General features: G+C 60.9%; 15 protein-coding genes. 3 read left to right on the plus strand and 12 right to left on the minus strand.

The genetic code is table 11. From position 1 onward, the window contains the following. Positions 1 to 107: 107 nt before the first annotated feature. Both P3T22_RS00325 and P3T22_RS00330 read right to left on the minus strand, forming a co-directional pair. Entirely contained in the window at positions 108 to 851 is a 744-nt protein-coding gene (locus P3T22_RS00325; protein ID WP_429323893.1) for a fimbria/pilus periplasmic chaperone, read from the minus strand. 78 nt (positions 852 to 929) lie between these two features. After that, positions 930 to 1,478 carry a fimbrial protein gene (locus P3T22_RS00330; RefSeq protein WP_429323894.1) on the minus strand — a complete coding sequence of 183 codons (549 nt, stop codon included), beginning with the start codon at positions 1,476 to 1,478 and terminating at the stop codon, positions 930 to 932. Between the two features lie 690 nt (positions 1,479 to 2,168). Here P3T22_RS00330 and P3T22_RS00335 point away from each other — a divergent pair. Together P3T22_RS00335 and P3T22_RS00340 are read left to right on the plus strand one after the other, a co-directional pair. Beyond that, positions 2,169 to 2,717, plus strand: coding sequence for a fimbrial protein (locus P3T22_RS00335; RefSeq protein WP_429323895.1), 549 nt, complete (start codon positions 2,169 to 2,171; stop codon positions 2,715 to 2,717). Positions 2,718 to 3,599: 882 nt separating this feature from the next. Further along, entirely contained in the window at positions 3,600 to 4,067 is a 468-nt protein-coding gene (locus P3T22_RS00340) for a fimbrial protein (protein WP_429324161.1), read from the plus strand. Positions 4,068 to 4,153: 86 nt separating this feature from the next. Here P3T22_RS00340 and P3T22_RS00345 read toward each other — a convergent pair whose 3' ends face one another. From P3T22_RS00345 to P3T22_RS00385, 9 genes are all read right to left on the minus strand, one after another. After that, positions 4,154 to 5,539 (minus strand): MFS transporter, encoded by a 1,386-nt coding sequence (locus P3T22_RS00345; protein ID WP_429323896.1) that lies wholly within the window; start codon positions 5,537 to 5,539, stop codon positions 4,154 to 4,156. Further along, the gene (locus P3T22_RS00350) at positions 5,536 to 5,679 is read right to left on the minus strand and encodes a hypothetical protein (protein WP_429323897.1); all 144 of its coding nucleotides are present in this window, start codon (positions 5,677 to 5,679) and stop codon (positions 5,536 to 5,538) included. The genes P3T22_RS00345 and P3T22_RS00350 overlap by 4 nt, the downstream gene beginning before the upstream one ends. Before the next feature lie 45 nt (positions 5,680 to 5,724). After that, positions 5,725 to 7,164 carry an NAD-dependent succinate-semialdehyde dehydrogenase gene (locus P3T22_RS00355; protein WP_429323898.1) on the minus strand — a complete coding sequence of 480 codons (1,440 nt, stop codon included), beginning with the start codon at positions 7,162 to 7,164 and terminating at the stop codon, positions 5,725 to 5,727. After that, a complete protein-coding gene (locus P3T22_RS00360) occupies positions 7,161 to 8,198 on the minus strand; it encodes an aldo/keto reductase (protein ID WP_429323899.1) in 1,038 nt (345 codons plus the stop codon). Before P3T22_RS00360 ends, P3T22_RS00355 begins: the two co-directional genes overlap by 4 nt. Positions 8,199 to 8,279: 81 nt before the next feature. Then, the gene (gene fae, locus P3T22_RS00365) at positions 8,280 to 8,804 is read right to left on the minus strand and encodes a formaldehyde-activating enzyme (protein ID WP_429323900.1); all 525 of its coding nucleotides are present in this window, start codon (positions 8,802 to 8,804) and stop codon (positions 8,280 to 8,282) included. A 663-nt stretch (positions 8,805 to 9,467) separates the two neighbouring features. Continuing rightward, positions 9,468 to 9,758: an H-NS family nucleoid-associated regulatory protein gene (locus tag P3T22_RS00370; RefSeq protein ID WP_063498344.1), complete on the minus strand. Its 291-nt coding sequence runs from the start codon at positions 9,756 to 9,758 to the stop codon at positions 9,468 to 9,470. A 404-nt stretch (positions 9,759 to 10,162) separates the two neighbouring features. Beyond that, the gene (locus P3T22_RS00375; RefSeq protein ID WP_429323901.1) at positions 10,163 to 10,408 is read right to left on the minus strand and encodes a hypothetical protein; all 246 of its coding nucleotides are present in this window, start codon (positions 10,406 to 10,408) and stop codon (positions 10,163 to 10,165) included. Positions 10,409 to 10,915: 507 nt separating this feature from the next. After that, the gene (locus P3T22_RS00380; RefSeq protein WP_429323902.1) at positions 10,916 to 11,176 is read right to left on the minus strand and encodes a hypothetical protein; all 261 of its coding nucleotides are present in this window, start codon (positions 11,174 to 11,176) and stop codon (positions 10,916 to 10,918) included. Between the two features lie 87 nt (positions 11,177 to 11,263). Continuing rightward, positions 11,264 to 12,745 (minus strand): sigma-54 interaction domain-containing protein, encoded by a 1,482-nt coding sequence (locus P3T22_RS00385; protein ID WP_429323903.1) that lies wholly within the window; start codon positions 12,743 to 12,745, stop codon positions 11,264 to 11,266. Between the two features lie 311 nt (positions 12,746 to 13,056). On the opposite strand from P3T22_RS00385, the gene P3T22_RS00390 reads away from it, so the two are divergent. After that, positions 13,057 to 14,457, plus strand: coding sequence for a GntP family permease (locus tag P3T22_RS00390; RefSeq protein WP_429323904.1), 1,401 nt, complete (start codon positions 13,057 to 13,059; stop codon positions 14,455 to 14,457). Between the two features lie 97 nt (positions 14,458 to 14,554). Here P3T22_RS00390 and P3T22_RS00395 read toward each other — a convergent pair whose 3' ends face one another. Further along, on the minus strand, positions 14,555 to 18,181 hold the full coding sequence (locus P3T22_RS00395; RefSeq protein WP_429323905.1) for an ATP-binding protein: 3,627 nt from the start codon (positions 18,179 to 18,181) through the stop codon (positions 14,555 to 14,557). Positions 18,182 to 18,645: the final 464 nt, after the last annotated feature.

The raw sequence follows: 18,645 nt of genomic DNA on the forward strand, positions 1-18,645 counted from the left end.
CCAACAGGCGTGCGTCATCCCTGTGCGTTGCCTGTGCAACGCACGCCGTATGCGAGAAAGGTTGAGTTGTGGGCGGAAGGCTGCCGCCCGGCGGGCAAGGCTGCGGTCTATTGACCGAGCGTCGCGTCGCCTTCGATGGCGCCGCCGTAGTCACTGATCGCGCTGTAGTGAACCTTCGCGCCTGCTGCCACTGCATTCATCTTTTCGACGGGCAATACTTCCGTGGCGTGCGGCGCAACCATGCCGCCCCGTCCGTTCTTGAACGTGTGACCGCCGCTCTCGACATCGACTTCGCTGAACGACACGTAGTACGGTGTCGGGTTCGATACGCTCACCGCCTGGCCCTTGCCATTCGGCGACGCGGCGACCTTCCAGCTCAACTGTGCCGGGGCGTCTTCGGCCTTGCCCGGCAGTTTGGCCGGACGCACGAACACTTTGATACGCGTGCGGTAGGCAAGCTGCAGCACGTTGGCATCGGCCGCGGCGGCGGCCTTCGGCGGAATATCCAGTACGTTGAGCCAATACACCGATTCGCGATCCTGCGGCAGCGCATCACCGCTATACATCACGCGCAGCGTCTGCGCTTTCTTCGGATCCATGCGGAAAATCGGGGGCGTAATCACAAACGGCACCTTGATGTCGCCCGGTTTCGCGTTCGCGTCACCGTCATCCATCCAGACCTGCACGAGCGAAGGGGCGCTGCTGTCGTTATCCAGCTTGACTGTGACTTCGCGTTGCTCAAGCGGATACACCACTCGCGTACCGCCGATCGTCACGCTTGCCTGTGCGCTGCCCGCAAGCAGCGCACAGGCGAAACTGATTCCTAACGTCATTTTTTTGAGCAGCTTCATCACAATCACCTTTAAATTTAATCTTGAAAAAGAGCCGTTAAAAAGGCGCTCACCCGCGTGAACGCCTCCGGTCAATCCTTACTGATACTGCATCGTGTATTGGACCGACGTGTTCACGGTACCGGCCGTGGCCTTGCCCGTGGAGTAGTAGCGCGCGTAGTACTTCAGGTCTGCAGCACCGCCAGTGATCGCCCCGCCGTCGGTCGCCAACTGGTTGTTCGAATTGGTCGTGATATTGATCGGGTTCATGCCCGCGTTCAGCAACTGGATCTGCACGTTCTGTGCGGTACCGCTGTTCTTCAGGTTGCCGCTGGCCTGATCGACCGTCGTGCCGTTTTCGAAGTTGGCGATTGCCTTCGTACCGGTCGTGCAACCGCTCAGCTTGAATTCCAGGTCAGTCGGGTTCGACGTACCGGCTGTTGCGCCCAGCGCAGCCAGCGAGCTGGCCGTCACGTTCGGCAGTACGATCGACTTGTTGGCGTCGCTGCCTGCCGCGATGCCATTGATCGAGCACGTGGTGTCCGTAACGGTACCGGTAATGGTGATCGTGCCGTCTGCGGCGTGGGCGCCGAGCGATGCGAGACCCAACAGGCCACCGATTGCGAGTACGGGGAGGATTGCTTTCATGTTTGCTATTCCAGTGAGTTAAGAAATTTTGCGATTCGACGGCCAGTGTCTTTTGGTTCGATCTGCCGCTCGCCCCTGCACGCTCCAACGTTCTGCGCCGATAAGCGGCGGTCTTCGATTCGAACTATTGGCCTTTCGTTCAGGCGCAAACCAATGTTAGGGTTTCGCAAGCAGCAAGTACCTAAGACGATTCTTATTTAAATAAGACCTTTCCTTGGTGATGTAGGAATTTCCAGGATGCCTACCCTTTTAATGCCGCCAGGCGAGACGGACATTTCAGATGTATTCGGAGAAAGATGCGTTTTTTAAGATCGCGCGGCAAATATAAAACCCCGCCACATCGTTGCCGATGCACCGGGGTTTCTATCGGTAGCACGCAGTCTTAAATGTCTCCTTTTCTTCCGATACCCTTGAACCGCCCGTCTCGCCTGGCGGTGACAAATAGGTGCGCCCCTCGAAATATCCCTACATCGACAAGGAAAAATCCCACATAAATAGGAATCGTCCTAAGTACGAGCTGCCGGCACAGTCTTAATATTGGTGTGCGGCTGACCGAAAGGCCAATAGTTCGAAACGAAGACCGCCGCTTACCGGCGCAGAACGTTGGAGCGTGCGGGGGCGACCGGCTGGTCGACCCACAGAGCACCGGCCGTTAACTTAAACATCTATTCATTCGCTGGAACAGCAAACATGAGAGCAATCCTCCCCGCAATCGCACTCGGCAGCCTGTTGGGTCTCGCATCGCTCGGCGCCCATGCCGCAGACGGCACGATCACCATTACCGGTCAAGTTACCGACACCACGTGCTCGATCAATGGCACCGCGGCAGGCAGCGACGCCAGCAGGACGATCGTGCTGGCGCCCGTGACGGCCGGCTCATTGGCTAGCACAGGCGCAACTGCCGGAACGTCGATCCCGGCCGACCTCGCATTCAAGCTGACCGGCTGCACGAGCGGTACTAAGGTAATCGCCAACTTCGAGAACGGCACGACGGTCGATCAGACCACCGGCAACCTGAAGAACAGCGGCACCGCACAGAACGTCCAGATCCAGTTGCTGAACGCGGGCATGAGTCCGATCAATATCACGACCAACTCGGGCAACCAGTTGGCGACAAACGGCGTGGCGATCACTGGCGGTGTCGCCAATTTGCAATACTACGCGCGCTATTTCGCCACGGGCAAGGCCACGGCCGGTACCGTGGACACGTCAGTGCAATACACGATGCAGTATCAGTAGGCGTTGACTGGAGACGTTCACGCGGGTGAGCGCCTTTTCTTAAGGCGCTCTTTTTCAAAATTGCATTTAACGAGGCGGAATTCAACCGCCCTTTCATGTTGCGGTGGGGAATTCTATGCCTCGTCATATCCTGCCCAAAAACGCCATTTCAATACGTCAGCACGCGTGAGCGTATATCAGTTGTTCCCGACATTGTTCTGAACGACCTGATCCGCAGCACAATCTTCAATTTCGCATATTTGGGTATCTCGCGGTTCCCTATTTCACGATCTACACCTCTCTTTGTCCGCTCGCTATCGTTAACCTGAGTTTCCACGTGACGGTGATGATGCTTACCGTTGTCCGGCTGATCGGTGCGGTGGTGTCGGTTACCTAGGCGCATGAGCCATCAGACATATCAGAATAAATTGCAGGAAAATCCTACACATTCGGAATTGTCTTAAGTTTTCCGACAGCGCGGGATCTTAGTATTCGCCTACGCTGGTTCGACATTGAAGGACTGGTCGCCGACAACTATCTTGTCTTGCATCCCTTGCCTTTGCGTTTGCACCGCTGGTGGGAATGTAAACATAAGGCGTTACTGTTTTGCGTGGACGTGGTTATCGGCAGTATATACACGGCCTTCCAATTATTCAGGATATCTGAATATACGCACGAAACCGATAAGACAATAGCTCGCTCCTTGTAAATTTTTGGCCGGCGACGCCAGATTGAGAACGGGTACTTCATGAAAAGGATAGTCAGTTGTATATCACGGTCAATCTGGTGACGACGGGGCCTGTCACACCGGGCTCGCTTTCGCTGAACCCTACCGGGCCTGGCGTTGCCAATCGTGTTGCTACGTTTTTTGTAGGAGGCCCTGCTCGCACACCGCTGTTCTATGTGACGTTACCGGGTAACGATTCGTACATTCGTGTACCCGCTTGCACCGTGACAACTCCATCGCCCAACGTCCCGTTGGGCACCATCCGTGCGCGCGCGCTGACCGGCATTGGCTCTACTACTGGCGAGACACCTTTTCCAATCACGCTCAATTGCCCGAAGACCGGGAGTCGGGTCTCTATTACTTTGACGGATAACGCTAACCCAGCCAATAGAAGCACTGCACTTTCTCTGAAATCAGGCTCAACCGCTAGCGGCGTTGCGCTCCAGGTACTCAACGCAGAAGGTACACCGGTCGCGTTCGGACCGGATTCATCTGCGCCGGGTAACACGAATCAGTGGCTGGCGGGCACCTCTTCCGGTGGTCCGATGACCATCCCGCTTACAGTGAGATACCTCCAGACAGCCAACCCAGTCAAGGCGGGTACCGTCAACGCCGTCGCTACCTTTACGATGTCATATCAGTAATCCAAGGGGGCGGCCTGCCGCGCTTCGGCGTGTAAGGCGGATCTGTCCTTTCCATGCAGCATCTGCCCCCTCTTTCGCACCGCGAACTATGCGCCGCTGGCTTCGTTCAACGTCAGATGCTTCGTTTCAGGCGCCCACGCAATCGACACCACCATGCCGATCAGCAGGACAACGGCAAGCACCATCATCGTCGAGTGAAAGCCCAGGTGAAGGATGCCAAGCGGCAACAGAAACGTCCCGACGGCCGAACCAAGACGGCTGCACGCAATCGCCAACCCGACGCCGCACGCGCGCACCTCGGTCGGAAAACACTCCGGAGGGAACACGCCAACAAGGTTCGAGAACGCGGACATCGTCAGCGTGAAGATCGCGAATGCGACGATCATCGCGAGCGTTGCGGACTCCGGCAGCAAACTCAACGCAACCAGTGACATGCATGTCACTGCGAACGAGCCGATCAGAAACATACGACGCGATAACTTAATCGTGAGCCAGATGCCGATCAACGCGCCAAGCACGAGGAATCCGTTCAACAGAAAATCCGTGCTGGAGTTGTTGTCCAAATGGATCGCTTTAAGAATGGTGGGCAAAAACGTGTAGATCGCGAAATAGGGAATCACGAGGCACACAAAGAACGCGCAGTTGAAGATCGTCCTGCGGATCAGATCTTTCTTGAACAGGCGCATGAAGCCACCGGGAATTTGCGCGTGTTCATCGCTGCCGCCGTCGAGCGTCACGTTGGGGCCGAAGTGTTTGAGAACGATCGCTTTGGCTTCAGCAACGCGTCCCTTGCCATGCAGCCAGCGCGGCGATTCAGGCGTGCCCATACGCAAAATCAGCACGATCAGCGCGGGAATGCCGGCCGACGCAAGCAGCCACCGCCATGCATCGGGCGACGCGTCCGCATACTGCATGCCGAGCACGTTGGCCACCACATAGCCGATGGTCCACACCACGCTGAACGACCCGAGCAAGGTGCCGCGATGTTTGCGTGGCGAGAATTCGGCGAGGATCGCATGCCCGACCGCGAAATCGCCGCCCATGCCGAAGCCGATCAACACCCGCAACAGACACAACTCGAATGGCGAACTCACGTAGAACTGCGCAAACGCCGCCGCGGTGATGATCAGGAAGCTCAGCAGAAAAATCTTCTGTCGTCCCAGGCGATCCGACAGCCAGCCGAACACCAGGCTGCCGACAAAGATGCCCATCAGCGCGGAACTGCCGATCATGCCCATCCAGAACGCGTCGAGCGGCATCTGGCGATTCAGCGACGCCAGCGCATAGCCGATCGTGCCGAGTGCGAATCCTTCAGTAAAGTGGGCACCGAACGTCAGCCCGGCGATCTTGACGTGGAACGCGTTCAGCGGAACGTCGTCGAGAGGAATGGGGCCGTGCAGGGCCGACGCTGCGGCAGACGGCAAAGTGGGGGCGAGGCCGAGAGTGGCCGCCTGGCTATCCTGATTGCTCACGCTGTCTCCTTGTAGGTATGTGTCGGTACGCGCGGCACCGGCGTGATGCCAGTGCCGCGCCAAACCGGGCAGTTCGGCTCGTTATTCGCTTCGCTGTTTATCTGGTCGTTCGCCTCGCTGTTCGCCGCATGCCTCGACATGCGATACGCCAGGCGAACGCGTGAGATGAACGCGTGGGACGAAAATCAGCGCCCGAGCCCGCCCATCATCATGTACTTCAGTTCCGTGTATTCATCGAGCCCGTACTTCGAACCTTCACGGCCGAGGCCCGATTGCTTGACGCCGCCGAACGGCGCGACTTCGGTCGACAGAATCCCTTCGTTAATGCCGACCATGCCGCTCTCCAGCGCTTCCGCAACGCGCCATGCACGCGCCAAATCACGCGTATAGAAATAGGCGGAGAGGCCGAACGGTGTGTCGTTGGCTGCCGCGATGGCTTCGTTTTCAGTCTTGAAGCGAAAGCACGCCGCCACCGGGCCGAAGGTTTCTTCCGCGGCGATCAGCATCGACTTCGACGCATCGATCAGCACGGTCGGCTCATAGAATGTGCCGCCGAGTGCGTGCGGTTTGCCGCCGGTCAGCACCTTCGCGCCTTTCTGCAACGCGTCGGCGACGTGCGCCTCCACCTTCTTCAGCGCCGCCTGGTTGATCAGCGGGCCTTGCTCAACCTCGCCTTGCAGCGCGTTGCCGATTCGCATCTTCCGCACGGCTTGTGTCAACGCTTGCGTGAACGTGTCGTAGATGCCGTCCTGCACATAGAAGCGATTCACGCACACGCAGGTCTGCCCGGTGTTGCGGAATTTCGACGCCATCGCGCCCTGCACGGCGGCGTCGATATCCGCATCGTCGAACACAATGAACGGCGCATTGCCGCCAAGCTCCAAAGACAGCTTCTTCAGCGTATCCGCCGACTGCTTCGCGAGCAGTTTGCCGACGTGCGTCGAGCCGGTGAACGACAGCTTGCGCACCACCTCCGACTCAGTCAGCACGCCGCCGATCGCGACTGCATCGCCGGAAACGATGTTGAACACGCCGGGTGGAATGCCGGCCTTCTCTGCCAGTGCCGCCAGCGCCAAGGCGGACAACGGCGTTTCTTCAGAAGGCTTGAGCACCATCGTGCAGCCTGCCGCGAGCGCCGGGCCGGCCTTGCGCGTAATCATCGCGAGCGGGAAATTCCACGGCGTGATCGCCGCGACCACGCCGACCGGTTCGCGTGTCACGATGATCTTCGTGTTCGGATTCGGGCTCGGGATCACGTCGCCATAACTGCGCTTGGCTTCCTCGGCGAACCATTCGAGGAAGCTCGCCGCATAGCCGACTTCGCCACGTGCTTCGGCGAGCGGTTTGCCTTGTTCGCGGGTCAGCAGTTCGGCGAGCGCGTCGCGGTTTTCGAGCATCAGCTGGCCCCAGCGTCTGACACGCGCGCCACGTTCTTTGGCTGTTATCGAGCGCCATACCGGAAAGGCTCGCTCCGCCGCGGCGACGGCTTGCATCGTTTCCGGGGCGCCGCCCTTGGCGACTTGAGCGATCACCTCGCCCGTTGCAGGATTCAGAACGGGATACGTGCTCGCGCTTTCGTACCACTCGCCATCTATGTAATGCCCGGTTCGAAGAAATGCGTTCACGCTGCCTTCTCCAGGTTCTCGACAAACACGCCTTGCGCAAGCCGCGCTTCGCGAGCGATGCGTTTGCCCGCGGTGTAGTCGTTGATGAGATCGCACGGTGTGTAATTGCGTTCGAGCTCGAACAGTTCGTCGGCGGAGAGCTTCGTACCCAGCGCGGCCAGCGCGCTGTCGAATTGCGCCGGCGTATCCGCGCCGACCAGCATGCTGGCGACGCCACCATGATTGAGCACCCACGCTTGCGCAATCTGCGCCGCCGACACACCGCGCCGCGCCGCCACGCGCGCCACCGACGCCGCAATCTCAAGCGACGCCGGATCGCCATACATTTGCGCGGTGAAGAAATCGGTCTGGTTACGCGTCGAGTTCGGATCGCAGGTCAGCAAACCACGCGCCAAAGGACTGAACACGGACACGCCGATGCCCTGATCCTGGCAGTACGGAATCATTTCGCGCTCTTCCTCGCGATAGGCCAGGTTGAGTTGCAACTGCATGTTGATGGGCTTATGCCAGCCGTTTCGCTCGCACACTTGCATGATCTTCGCGAACTGCCACGTGTACATCGTCGATACGCCGATGTAGCGAGCCTTGCCCGCGCACACAATATCGTTCAACGCACCCATCGTTTCTTCGACCGGCGTATTCACGTCGAAGAAATGCAGCATGTAGATATCGACGTAATCCATACCGAGGCGCACGAGCGACGCGTCGATACCGTCCATGATGTGCTTGCGCGAATGGCCGCCGGCGTTTTGATACGTGCCCATGTCGTAGCCGACCTTGGTCGTCACGACAATCTCCTCACGCCGCGCGACGCGCTTCAAAATGCGGCCCACCACTTCTTCACCCACGCCGGTCGAATAGAAATCGGCAAGGTCGATGAAATTGACACCGGCTTCCAGTGCGTGGCGCACGATCGGCTCGCTCTGCGCTTCGTCGAAGATCCACGGCTTCCATTGCGGCGTGCCCATGTTCATTGTGCCGAGGCACAGACGCGACACCTTCAGGCCCGAGTGGCCGAGGCGAATGTATTCCATAGTGCTTGTCTCCTTCCTGATCGCATTCAGTCGCGCACCCAGCAGCACGCCCCTCACGGCGCGCGACCGCATTGCGCGTGATTAACGTTGTTTCGGGGTATAGAACGGGTTCGATACGTCGCGCGCAGCGGCGAACACTTCGTCGCGATGCGGCAGACCCTTCATTGCCGCGAGAATCGCGTTCTTGCACGCGCGGCAGTTGTTCTCGAAAACGGCGTCGAGATCGTCGGTGCCCGGATTGACCCAGTTCGCCGACACCACCACCCAATCGTTTTCCGCTTCCGGCGGCAGCGTGCCGTTCTCCAGCGACTCGGCCACTGCCTTGGCAATACCAGCCTGCGAGGCGCCCCACGTTGCGTTGCCGTGGAAGTCGCTGCCGATCTGCGCCTTGTTCACATACAGCGTCAACGGCTTGGTCGGCACGCCCGGCCTCGCGATCACGACAAACGGTGCATGCCCCGCAGAAGGAGTAGCCAATGCGGTGGCGAAGGCCTGGCCCGCAGGCCCATTGCGCGGACCGACGAGTACGTTGATGTGCGCGAGGTTGACGCCGGGACCTTCGAATCCTTCGCCGATAAAGAGTTGTTTGTCAGTCGATACGCTCATGGTCTTTCCGTCGGGAGTGAGTGGATGACCGATTGTGCTGTCCGCTCTTCGCGACCCTGTATCGATGAGTTTTGATCCGGGGTATGAGGTGGACTCATCTCCGGGTTTGCCTAGGGGTGCCTTGGGTGGCGATTAAGTGGCGCAGCGAGCCGTTGACTGAGTGGCGCATTGACCTGCGCATTGGCCTGCGCATTCAGACGAACGCAAAGGTGAGCGTTTTCGGGACTCGCGATTGCGAACCTCGAATCGAGGCGAAAAGTGAAGACACGGAAGGCCGCTCACGCACCGACAGTGCGAGGATCAGCAGCCAGGTAAACTCCGCGGAAAAGGCGGCACGAGAACCGAACGAGGGGCCACGCAATCCTTCGCATAGCCTGGGAACGCCCACCAGCAAAGGCTGGCGCGGGTTTCGAGGAAAATGATGCAGCCATGAGGGACAGAAGAGGCAATCGCACCGCAAGGTGCGTCATCCGACAAAACCAGGCTCACCGAAACAACGAATTCCGGTTCGAGGCGCCTCGCGAAACTCAAGGCGCGCGTTGCAAACTCACGCGAAAGGTGAGCGTTTTCGGGACCCCTCAGCGGTGCGAAAAAAACCCGACGCAACTTCACTTCAGAAAAATTCGGCGCCTTTCGAGCGAAAGCGCCATGCACGGCGGGGCTTCAGCCTTCGATCAGAAAGCGCTCGCGATTCTTGCCCGCGAGCCAGCCAGGCGAGCGGCCACGGCCGCTCCACGTCTCGCCGGTTTTCGGGTTGCGGTACTTGGCTACCGAAGCCGTTTTGCGTGCCGTTGCACGCATGCTCGTAAAACCCAGTTCTTCCGCTGTCAGGTCGTATTCGGCGACCTTCTGCTTGATATCGGCGATCGCCTGCGCGATTTCTTTTTCGCGCGCCGCCGCGACTTCCTTGTGGAGTTTTTCGAGCTGAGCAGTCAACTGTTTATATGAGGCCATGGCGGGTACTCCGATCGATTTGACGAACTGCCGGGCGGGCACCCCGGAGGAAGTCCCCCGTGGGGGATTGGGGGACACTATCAGACGAATAAGATGCCGGATAGGGTGGCCCGCAGAGGGTGGCCCGCAGAGGATGACCCGCGCAGGGTGGTCCGCAGAGGGTGGCCTGCACAGAGTAGCCCGCAGAGGGCGGCCAGCGCAGGGTGGCCCACACGGGGCGGCGAGCGCAAGGTGGACTTCGACTGACTGCCGTTCAGGGTGAGCCGCTCACGGCCGTGGTCATCGTATTCAATCGTCGATTGCATCGTACACGCGGCGTTCGAAATCAACCGGGCGATGCGACGGCAAACGAGTCGGGCCGGCGCGCCCTCAGGCGTTTTGTTCCCTTATTTTTGCAGAAAACGTTACCCAATCAGACGGTGCGCGTCATCCTCGCCCCGCGAACGGTCAGCTTTCTTCCGCTCCTCCAATGCCGATAGGGCTGCATCTAGCCGTTTGACGCGATTGGCCTGGGCCGGCACCAGTACCGCCCCGGACACCAACGCGATACGGTTGCGCCAATATGACAGTGGGATCCAATCTTCATCGGAGATATGCGAGATTACATGTTCAAGATGTTCGATATCTTTTTCGAGTTGATGGTGATTCATTGTTTTCCCCGGATTTACTCATTGAATTCGCTTAAAAATCATGAAACGTGCCGTTATTACTCGACCCAGCACACTTAAACGGAAAATCTTTCTTGCGCCGGTAATCCGGCCCGCTGCAACCGGCAAAATCTGCGTATATGTTTTAATGTTGAGCCGGCCAGACGAGATTACTCCGAAGAATCTTCGCGCTCCGTTAGGTGCCGCACCGACTGGGCTTAATGGAGAAACCGGCGTGCTCTGCCAAGGGCGTAAACAGTATGAGTCATATTCTGGGAGCGGCTCGATAAATATCCAATACGCATCATAGCCGTTTTGGCAATGCGCATTAGAGGCGGATATTTATGACGGCCATATGCCTATTGTGTGACACCAGTTCGCCATATGGCCGGGTTTGGTCCGTTCAAACGAACTCTGCACTTGGAAGGACATGCCCGCCGTCACGCCGGGCGGCGGGATAAAGGCAGGAAATTATCAATCCCGTCATGCCAGCAGCTGGCTGGCATAACGTCATTTCTTCCGGCAGGCGTATATCAAACTGAGCGTGCCATTGTCACTGGACTGGCGCACGACATCGAAAGCGCCGCCGCAAGCCGCGCTTGCCTGCTGCGAGCAGGAGTCGGAGCCTGCTGGGCATTGAACCAGCGTAGTCGGGCGGCCGTCGGACAGAAACAGCGGTGCGCTGCTGCTGCAACCGCTCAGCACGGCGATTGCGGGAAGCGCCAGCACAGCACAAGCCCGGCGCGCGAAAGAGGAGAGACTGCGTTTCATTAGAAACCCCGATCACATCTTGTTTTTCGATCACGCGATTGTGCCACGCGGCAATTACGCTGCGTCACTCGGTGACACCGGACTTTGTCACACCTCGATGCCGTATGCCGCGATCTTCTTGTAGAGCGTCGCGCGGCCCATGCCGATCTGCACCGCCGTCTCGATCACGCGTCCACCGTTGGCGCGCAAAGCGTCGCTCAGGAAGCGCTTTTCGAACGTAGCCATGGCGTCGCTCCACGACGTCGCTTCAGACAACCCCGAAGTCGCCCCGGCAGCCGCGTCTAAAGCGTGCGCGCCAGAGACCGCGCTGGACAGGTGCGGACGATGGCCGCCGTGTGCCGGACCGATGAACGGCGCCAGCGCACGCGCATCGATTCGCTCGCTGTCCGAGAGCACCACCGCCCGCTCCAGCGTGTTGCGCAACTCGCGCACATTGCCGGGCCACCCGTACGAACACAGCAGCCGCAACGCGTCGTCCTGCAATTCGAAGTGACTGGCGCCGCGCGCCTGCATCGACAGGTCCTCGAGCATGGCGTAGGCAAGCGCTTCGATATCGGACGAACGCTCGCGAAGTGCCGGCGCCTGGATCGTCAACACGTTCAGCCGATAGAACAGGTCCGCGCGAAAACGACCTGCCGCGACCAACGCTCGCAAGTCGGCCGAGGTCGCGGCGATGATCCGCACATCCGCGCGCACGATCCGGTTCGAGCCAAGCGGCTCGAACTCCTTGTCCTGCAGCACGCGCAACAGCTTGCCCTGCAAAGGCAGCGGCATGTCGCCGATTTCATCGAGAAACAGCGTGCCGCCGTTCGCGAGTTCGAACTTGCCGACACGTCCCTTCCGGTCGGCGCCGGTATAGGCGCCGGGCGCGGCGCCAAAGAATTCGACTTCGAGCAAGGTGTCCGGAATCGCCGCGACGTTGACGGTCACGAGCGGCTGATTCGCCCGCGCCGACCCGCCGTGAATGGCATGCGCCAGCAGTTCCTTGCCCGTGCCGGTTTCGCCGAGCAACAGCACCGGTGACTCGAGTTGCGCAGCGCGGCGCGCCCGACGCTTCACTTCGAGACTGGCCGCGCTCGTGCCGACAAAACTGCCGAACGTGTACTTCGCCCGTCTTGCCTGCGCGAGCGACCGGCGGGTCGCGATCAGTTCCTCCTGCACGCGCGAGTAGTGGGAAAAAAGCGGCGTGAGCGCCTTCAATTCATCGAACAACGCGAAGCCCACTGCGCCGACCGTTTCGCCCGCATCGTCTTTAAGCGGCAGCCGCGTCACGACGAGCGGCTCGCGGTCCGTTTCGAGGATGTCGAGCAGAATCGGTTTGCCGGTGTTCACGACCTCCCGCATCAGGCTGTTGGGAATCACCTCCTCACAATCCCGGCCGATCGCCTGCTCCGGGTCCGCAAAACCGAAGCGCGCCGCGTAGCGCTTGTTGATCCACACGACGCGCGCCTCGGCGTCGACGATGAACGTCCCTTCGCTGAAGTTTTCGAACGTACGGAAAAGCGAATCCATCGCCCGGCGGAGTACGTCGCCGTAGGGGGCAGGAAGGCCCGCCCAGTCGTTCATCATGGTGTCGCTGTCTCCGGCTATCGTTTATTTATGCTTGTCTCATTTCGTAGACAAGATTATCTCATCGCGGAGATCGCCGGTAAGCACATTGCATAAGGGTTTAACCTCAATTCGATCTATGTTCCGTTGATTTACGTCCCGTTTTTGAGACGTTTGGGTACAATCGGCCGCATCGCGTTTCGAGCTTCAGCCTGCGAAATCAACGGGCAGGCTGCAGCAGCGTGCGTGGCATGGAATCTGCGTTTGCGGGCGCCGGGCCGTCGCACGCACTGGGACGGCGACACGTAGAACAACCAAGCTTTGGAGACTCAATGTCCTTTGTTATCGTCCTCGCCGCGCTGGCGTTTCTGATGTTTGCCGCGTATCGCGGCTACAGCGTCATTCTGTTTGCGCCGATCGCCGCCCTCGGCGCGGTGCTGCTGACCGATCCGGGCGCCGTCGCGCCGGTATTTTCCGGCATCTTCATGGAGAAGATGGTCGGCTTCGTGAAGCTTTACTTCCCTGTGTTTCTGCTGGGCGCGGTGTTCGGCAAGGTTATCGAACTCTCCGGTTTCTCGGAGTCGATCGTGGCCGCGGCCATCCGCTATATTGGCCGCTCGCGCGCCAATGCGGTGATCGTCGCGGTGTGCGCATTGCTCACTTATGGCGGCGTATCGCTGTTCGTCGTGGTGTTCGCCGTGTATCCGTTCGCGGCCGAACTGTACCGCCAGAGCAATATTCCGAAACGCCTGATGCCTGGCGCGATCGCGCTTGGCGCGTTCTCGTTCACGATGGATTCGCTGCCGGGTACGCCGCAGATCCAGAACATCATCCCGACCACCTTCTTCAAAACGACGTCCTGGGCCGCGCCCACGCTTGGCGTGATCGGCTCGCTGTTCATCATCGCGGTTGGCCTCACGTATCTGGAATGGCGCCGCCGCGCGGCGATGGCGACCGGCGAAGGCTACGGCACGGATCTGCACAACGAGCCGGAGCGCGTCGAATCGAAGCAACTGCCGCATCCGCTGCTGGCGGTGGCGCCGCTGGTGCTGGTCGGCGTGGCGAACTTCCTGCTGACCCGCTGGATTCCGAACTGGTACGGCGCGGCTTACACCATCACACCGGACATCCTGCCGGGCATCCATGCGCCTGTTACAACGACGATCAAAAGCGTGGTCGCAATCTGGGCCGTTGAAGGCGCACTGCTGCTCGGCATCGTGATGGTCGTGGTGACGGCGTTCGGCCGCGTGCGCGAACGCTTCGCGGTCGGCACCAAGGCAGCGGTGGCAGGCGCACTGCTGGCTTCGTTGAATACGGCGTCGGAGTATGGCTTCGGCGGCGTGATCGCGGCTTTGCCGGGCTTCCTCGTGGTCAGCGATGCGCTGAAGAGCATTCCGAACCCGCTCGTCAATGCCGCGGTTTCGGTGAGCTCGCTGGCCGGTATCACGGGTTCGGCATCGGGCGGTATGAGCATCGCGCTCGCGGCCATGTCCGACACGTTCATCAAGGGCGCGGAAGCGGCGCATATTCCGATGGAAGTGCTGCACCGCGTCGTCGCCATGGCGAGCGGCGGGATGGATACGCTCCCGCATAACGGCGCGGTGATTACGCTGCTAGCGGTGACGGGGCTGACGCACCGCCAGTCGTACCGCGATATCTTCGCGGTGACGGTGATCAAGACGATGGCGGTTTTCTTTGTGATCGCGGTGTATTACATGACCGGGCTGGTTTGATTGCTCGACAGGCTGGCGTCGCTCAACGTTCCGAATCGATCGGGGCGTTGAGCTCAGGTCTGGTGTCAGGCTCCGTGCCGAGCGTCATGCAAAACAGTCACTGCATCGACGCTTCATCCAGCCCGAAGTGATCGCATAACATCTCGTGCAGCGAGATCGCGCGTTCGTCCATCTCGGTCGTCCATTGTTCGCTGTTCTCACATAAGCGCTGCAACGCACGGCATTGCTCCGCGAATTGCGGGGTGTCCACGATCATGAACGCGCCGCCCGCGCTATGCGACCAGGCGCCCAACGCCTCCCGGTCTTCCTGCTCGACAATCGCCAGCAGCCTCGGCAGATCGGTTTGCAAATGCGCTTTAAGCATGGCCGTGTAGCGCGCTTTGTCGTCCGCGTTCAGCGTGTTCGCCGCAGCGCCGATCGGGGTCGCGTTCGTCGCGGCCACCCTGTTCTCCGCGCTCTCCGACTGCGGCTGACGCCGTGCGGCAGCGACCGCAAGCAAGGCACTCTCCAACTCTCCCAACGACGCCGGCTTCGCGATATGCCCGGTAAAACCGCGCTCGCGCCAGCCATCCGGCTGCTGATTATCGGTGACCGCGCTGAAAGCCAATACCGGCACCTCCGGGTGTGCCTTGCGCAACGCCGTCAGCAATTCGTAGCCGTCCATGATCGGCATATGGATGTCGGTCACGACCACCTCGAAGTGCGCCTGCTCGAATACCGCCAGCGCTTGCCGCCCGTCGCCGGCGATCGTCGGCAGGCAGCCGAGCGCGCCGAGCTGCTCGACGATCAAGGTCTGGTTCAGCGGGTTGTCTTCGGCGACCAGAATCGTCAAGCCTTGCAAGGCAGGATTGGCCGCCGGCGGCGCCGAGGCGAGGTCCACGGGGATGGCGGGCAGCGCCGAGGCGAGGTCCGCGGGGATGGCGGGCAGCGCCGCGACCCGGCCGGCGCCGTCTGCGCCCCCGGCCGCGAGATCGACCGCCGAGAGAATCGCCTTGCGGCTGAATTCGGTGACTTCGAGCACGCCGTCGCCGCGCGAGGCCGGACGATGCGGGCCGGTGCGGGTGATCCACACGGCGCCGACCGGCTGCACCGCACGCAACGCGGCAATCGCATCGAGGTCGTATTCGCCGGTGACCACGAGTGCGTCCGGCCGGTTCACGTGCAACCACGCTTGCGCGCTGCGCATCGACACCACCGTGTGGACGCTCCAGCCCGCCAGATGCAGGCCGCTGTCGATGATCTGTCCCGACTCGCGCTCCTGGGACAGCACCAGCACATTGCCACGGCGAGCCGGCTCGATGGCCGGTGCGCGCAACGCATCGGGCGGCGCTGCGAGCGGGATCGAAGCGCAGAATGCGCTGCCAACGCCCAGCACGCTCTCGACCGAAATATGGCCGCCCATCAACTCGCAGAGCCGCGCGCAGATCGACAGCCCGAGACCGGTGCCGCCGTAGCGGCTCGACGTGCTGGCCTCGCCCTGCACGAACGGACTGAAGATGCGCGCCACCAGCGCCTGATCCATGCCGATCCCCGAATCGCAGACCCGGATGGTCAGGATCGGGCGGCCTTGCAGATCGTCCTTCACCTCCGCATTCAGCGTGATCTTGCCGCACGACGTGAACTTGAACGCGTTGCTCAACAGGTTGTTGACGACCTGCGCGACACGCGTGCGGTCGCCGCGCAACTCCTGATCGAGCGTCGGTGAGAGATGCGCATAAAAGCGGATCGCACGATCCGCCGTCATCGGCGCGTAAGAGAGCGCGAGGTTCTCGAAGTCGTCGAGCGGACGGAACGATTCGGTCACAAGTTTCATCTCGCCGGCATCGATCTTCGAAAAATCGAGAATGTCATTGACGATGCGGCGCAGCGCATCGGCCGCGACATTCAACGCGGTGAGCCGTTGCGCGTGCGCGTCGAGCCCAGGCGTACGCGCGAACAGTTCGAGGTTGCCTAGCAGCGCGTTCAACGGCGTACGGATCTCGTGGCTCATCGACGCGAAAAAATTCGAGCGCGCCCGCATCATGGTCTCGGAGGTCTGCTGCGCAAGCCGCAACTGCTGTTCGAGCGCATGCTGCGCAGTCACGTCGAGAATCGCGCAAAACAGCACTTCCTCACCGGCGTAGCGTGCGGGTGCGTAGGTCAACTGGAGAAACTGGACGGGCGCTGCGTCGCTTTCATCCGGCTGCGGCTGCGGTTGCGACGACGGCTGTGCCTGCGACGGCGGCTGCGGTTGCGGTTGCGGTTGCGACGGCGGCTGCGACGGCGGCTGCGACGGCGGCTGTGCCTGCGCAGGCCGTGCAGGCGTGACAAACGCGGCGACCTTGGCGAACGTTGTGACGGAAGGCTTATCCGGCCCCTGGGCATGGAACGCGCCGACGATGTGCTGCGGCAAGCGACTGCTGCCCGGTTCAATATGCAGCAACGCGCCGGCGAGCGCGTTGGCGGTCAGGATCGAATAGTCGCTTTGCCGCACGATGCACAAGCCGATCGGCGTCGCGCTGACCAGAATGTGATTGAGGGTTTCGCTTTCGAGCGCGCGCGACGTTTCCGCGAAGGTGCTCCGCAACAGGCGCAGGCCCCAGAAACGGGCCGTCAGCGCGATCGCGAGCAGGACCAGCAGTGTGAGCCCGGCGAGCGCCGCCAACTGCCAGCCGAGCGCGGCAACCAGGGCGCGCCACGACATATAGCCGACCAGCGAACCGAAGCCTGGCATGAACGGCTCGCTCAGAATCATGCCGTCGCGCGTATAGCGGTATGTGTTTGGCGGCGTACGAGCGATCACGTCCTGCAGCATCTTCGCGGTTTGTCCGTCAATGGGCGCCGACGACACGATCACGCGGCGGTCCGCCGTCATCAGCAGCAGCGTGCCGGCGCCGGTGGGCCTGGCGAGATACGCCGACAGCGCGTCGAGCGGAATACTCACCGCGATCAGCGCGGTCGGCGTATCGCCGGCATAGTAGGCGCTCACCGCCGAGATCACCGGAATGCCTAGCAGCGGGTCGCGATACGGACCGAGCCAAACACGCTCGCCCTTGACCGGCACGCGTTTGCCCGTTTGCGTCAGCAGTTCGTGTTCGAGGGTCTCGCGCAAGGTACTCACGATCGCCGCTTGCATCGGTGACGAATTCGTGGCGCCGGGATCGGCGGCAGCGCCCTTCGCCGGTTCAGCGAGAGACGGCAGGATCGCGGCATAGTCTTCGTTCAGTCCAAGCAGCATGGCGCGTTGCCGCAGTTCGAAGGCCTGCTGGGTGACCAATGTGGACTGCGCCGCTGAGTACAGACGCCATAGGTTCATGCCCAGTTGCCGACCCCACGCCGCGCGCGTTGCGTCGCCCACTAGCAGATCGAATTGCGCGTTGACCCTGTCGACCGTGCCGCGCACGGCCCCGGTCCGCAGGATTGACTGCTCGACGCCATCCGGCACGCGCAACACGTTATTGGCGTCGTGATAATAGTCGAGCGTGAATTCGGTACGCCGCAGAAACGACTCCTCCCTGTGAAGAAGCAGCGAGAAGTCGGCCGCGCTCTGGGAGGCAAAGGTGCGCTGATAGTCGAGTTGCTTGCCCGCGGCAAGCACGCCCAACAGCAGCGCGAAGACCACCACGATCAGCATCAACAACGCGATGGTCGCGAGATACACCCGTTGCTGACGCTTCGCGTTATGCGCAAGCGAAGCGAACGCGTGGGCCAGTGACTCCTGTGTACGGTCGAGGATCTTCTGCATCGGCTCGCTAAAGTCGCGGATTCGCGCAGGCAGACCGCTGCGGGTGTGGAGGGAACGAGATGCGTCTGCAGGCCTTATCCGGCGCAGTGTAACCCTTTTGAAGGCACGGCGAAACGCATCCGGCACCAGTTTTCACGGCTACTCGGGGCGCATGGAAACAACCCCGTAATAACGGCGCGGCGCGGTACACGAAGTCGCGCAGGAAGAATCGACATTGATCTGATAGATCGGCGTTACTCCCACCTCGACAGCCCGGAATTGACGCATCACGATGCAAACGTCAGCGCCCAGTTGGTTGCAAGGGCAGGCTGACCCGAGTAACAACGGCGTTTAGCAGCCCGTCCCTTCAAGGACGGGCTATTTTTTTGCAGCCTGGTGCTCGCGCTGCACCCGCCCCTAACCGACGCGCGCGTCAGCACCGTGACAGCCGGAGAGAAGCGCTGCACCGCTTCGGGGCGCGAAAA

The sequence above is a fragment of the Paraburkholderia sp. GAS348 genome (assembly GCF_050434205.1).
Taxonomy (GTDB): domain Bacteria; phylum Pseudomonadota; class Gammaproteobacteria; order Burkholderiales; family Burkholderiaceae; genus Paraburkholderia.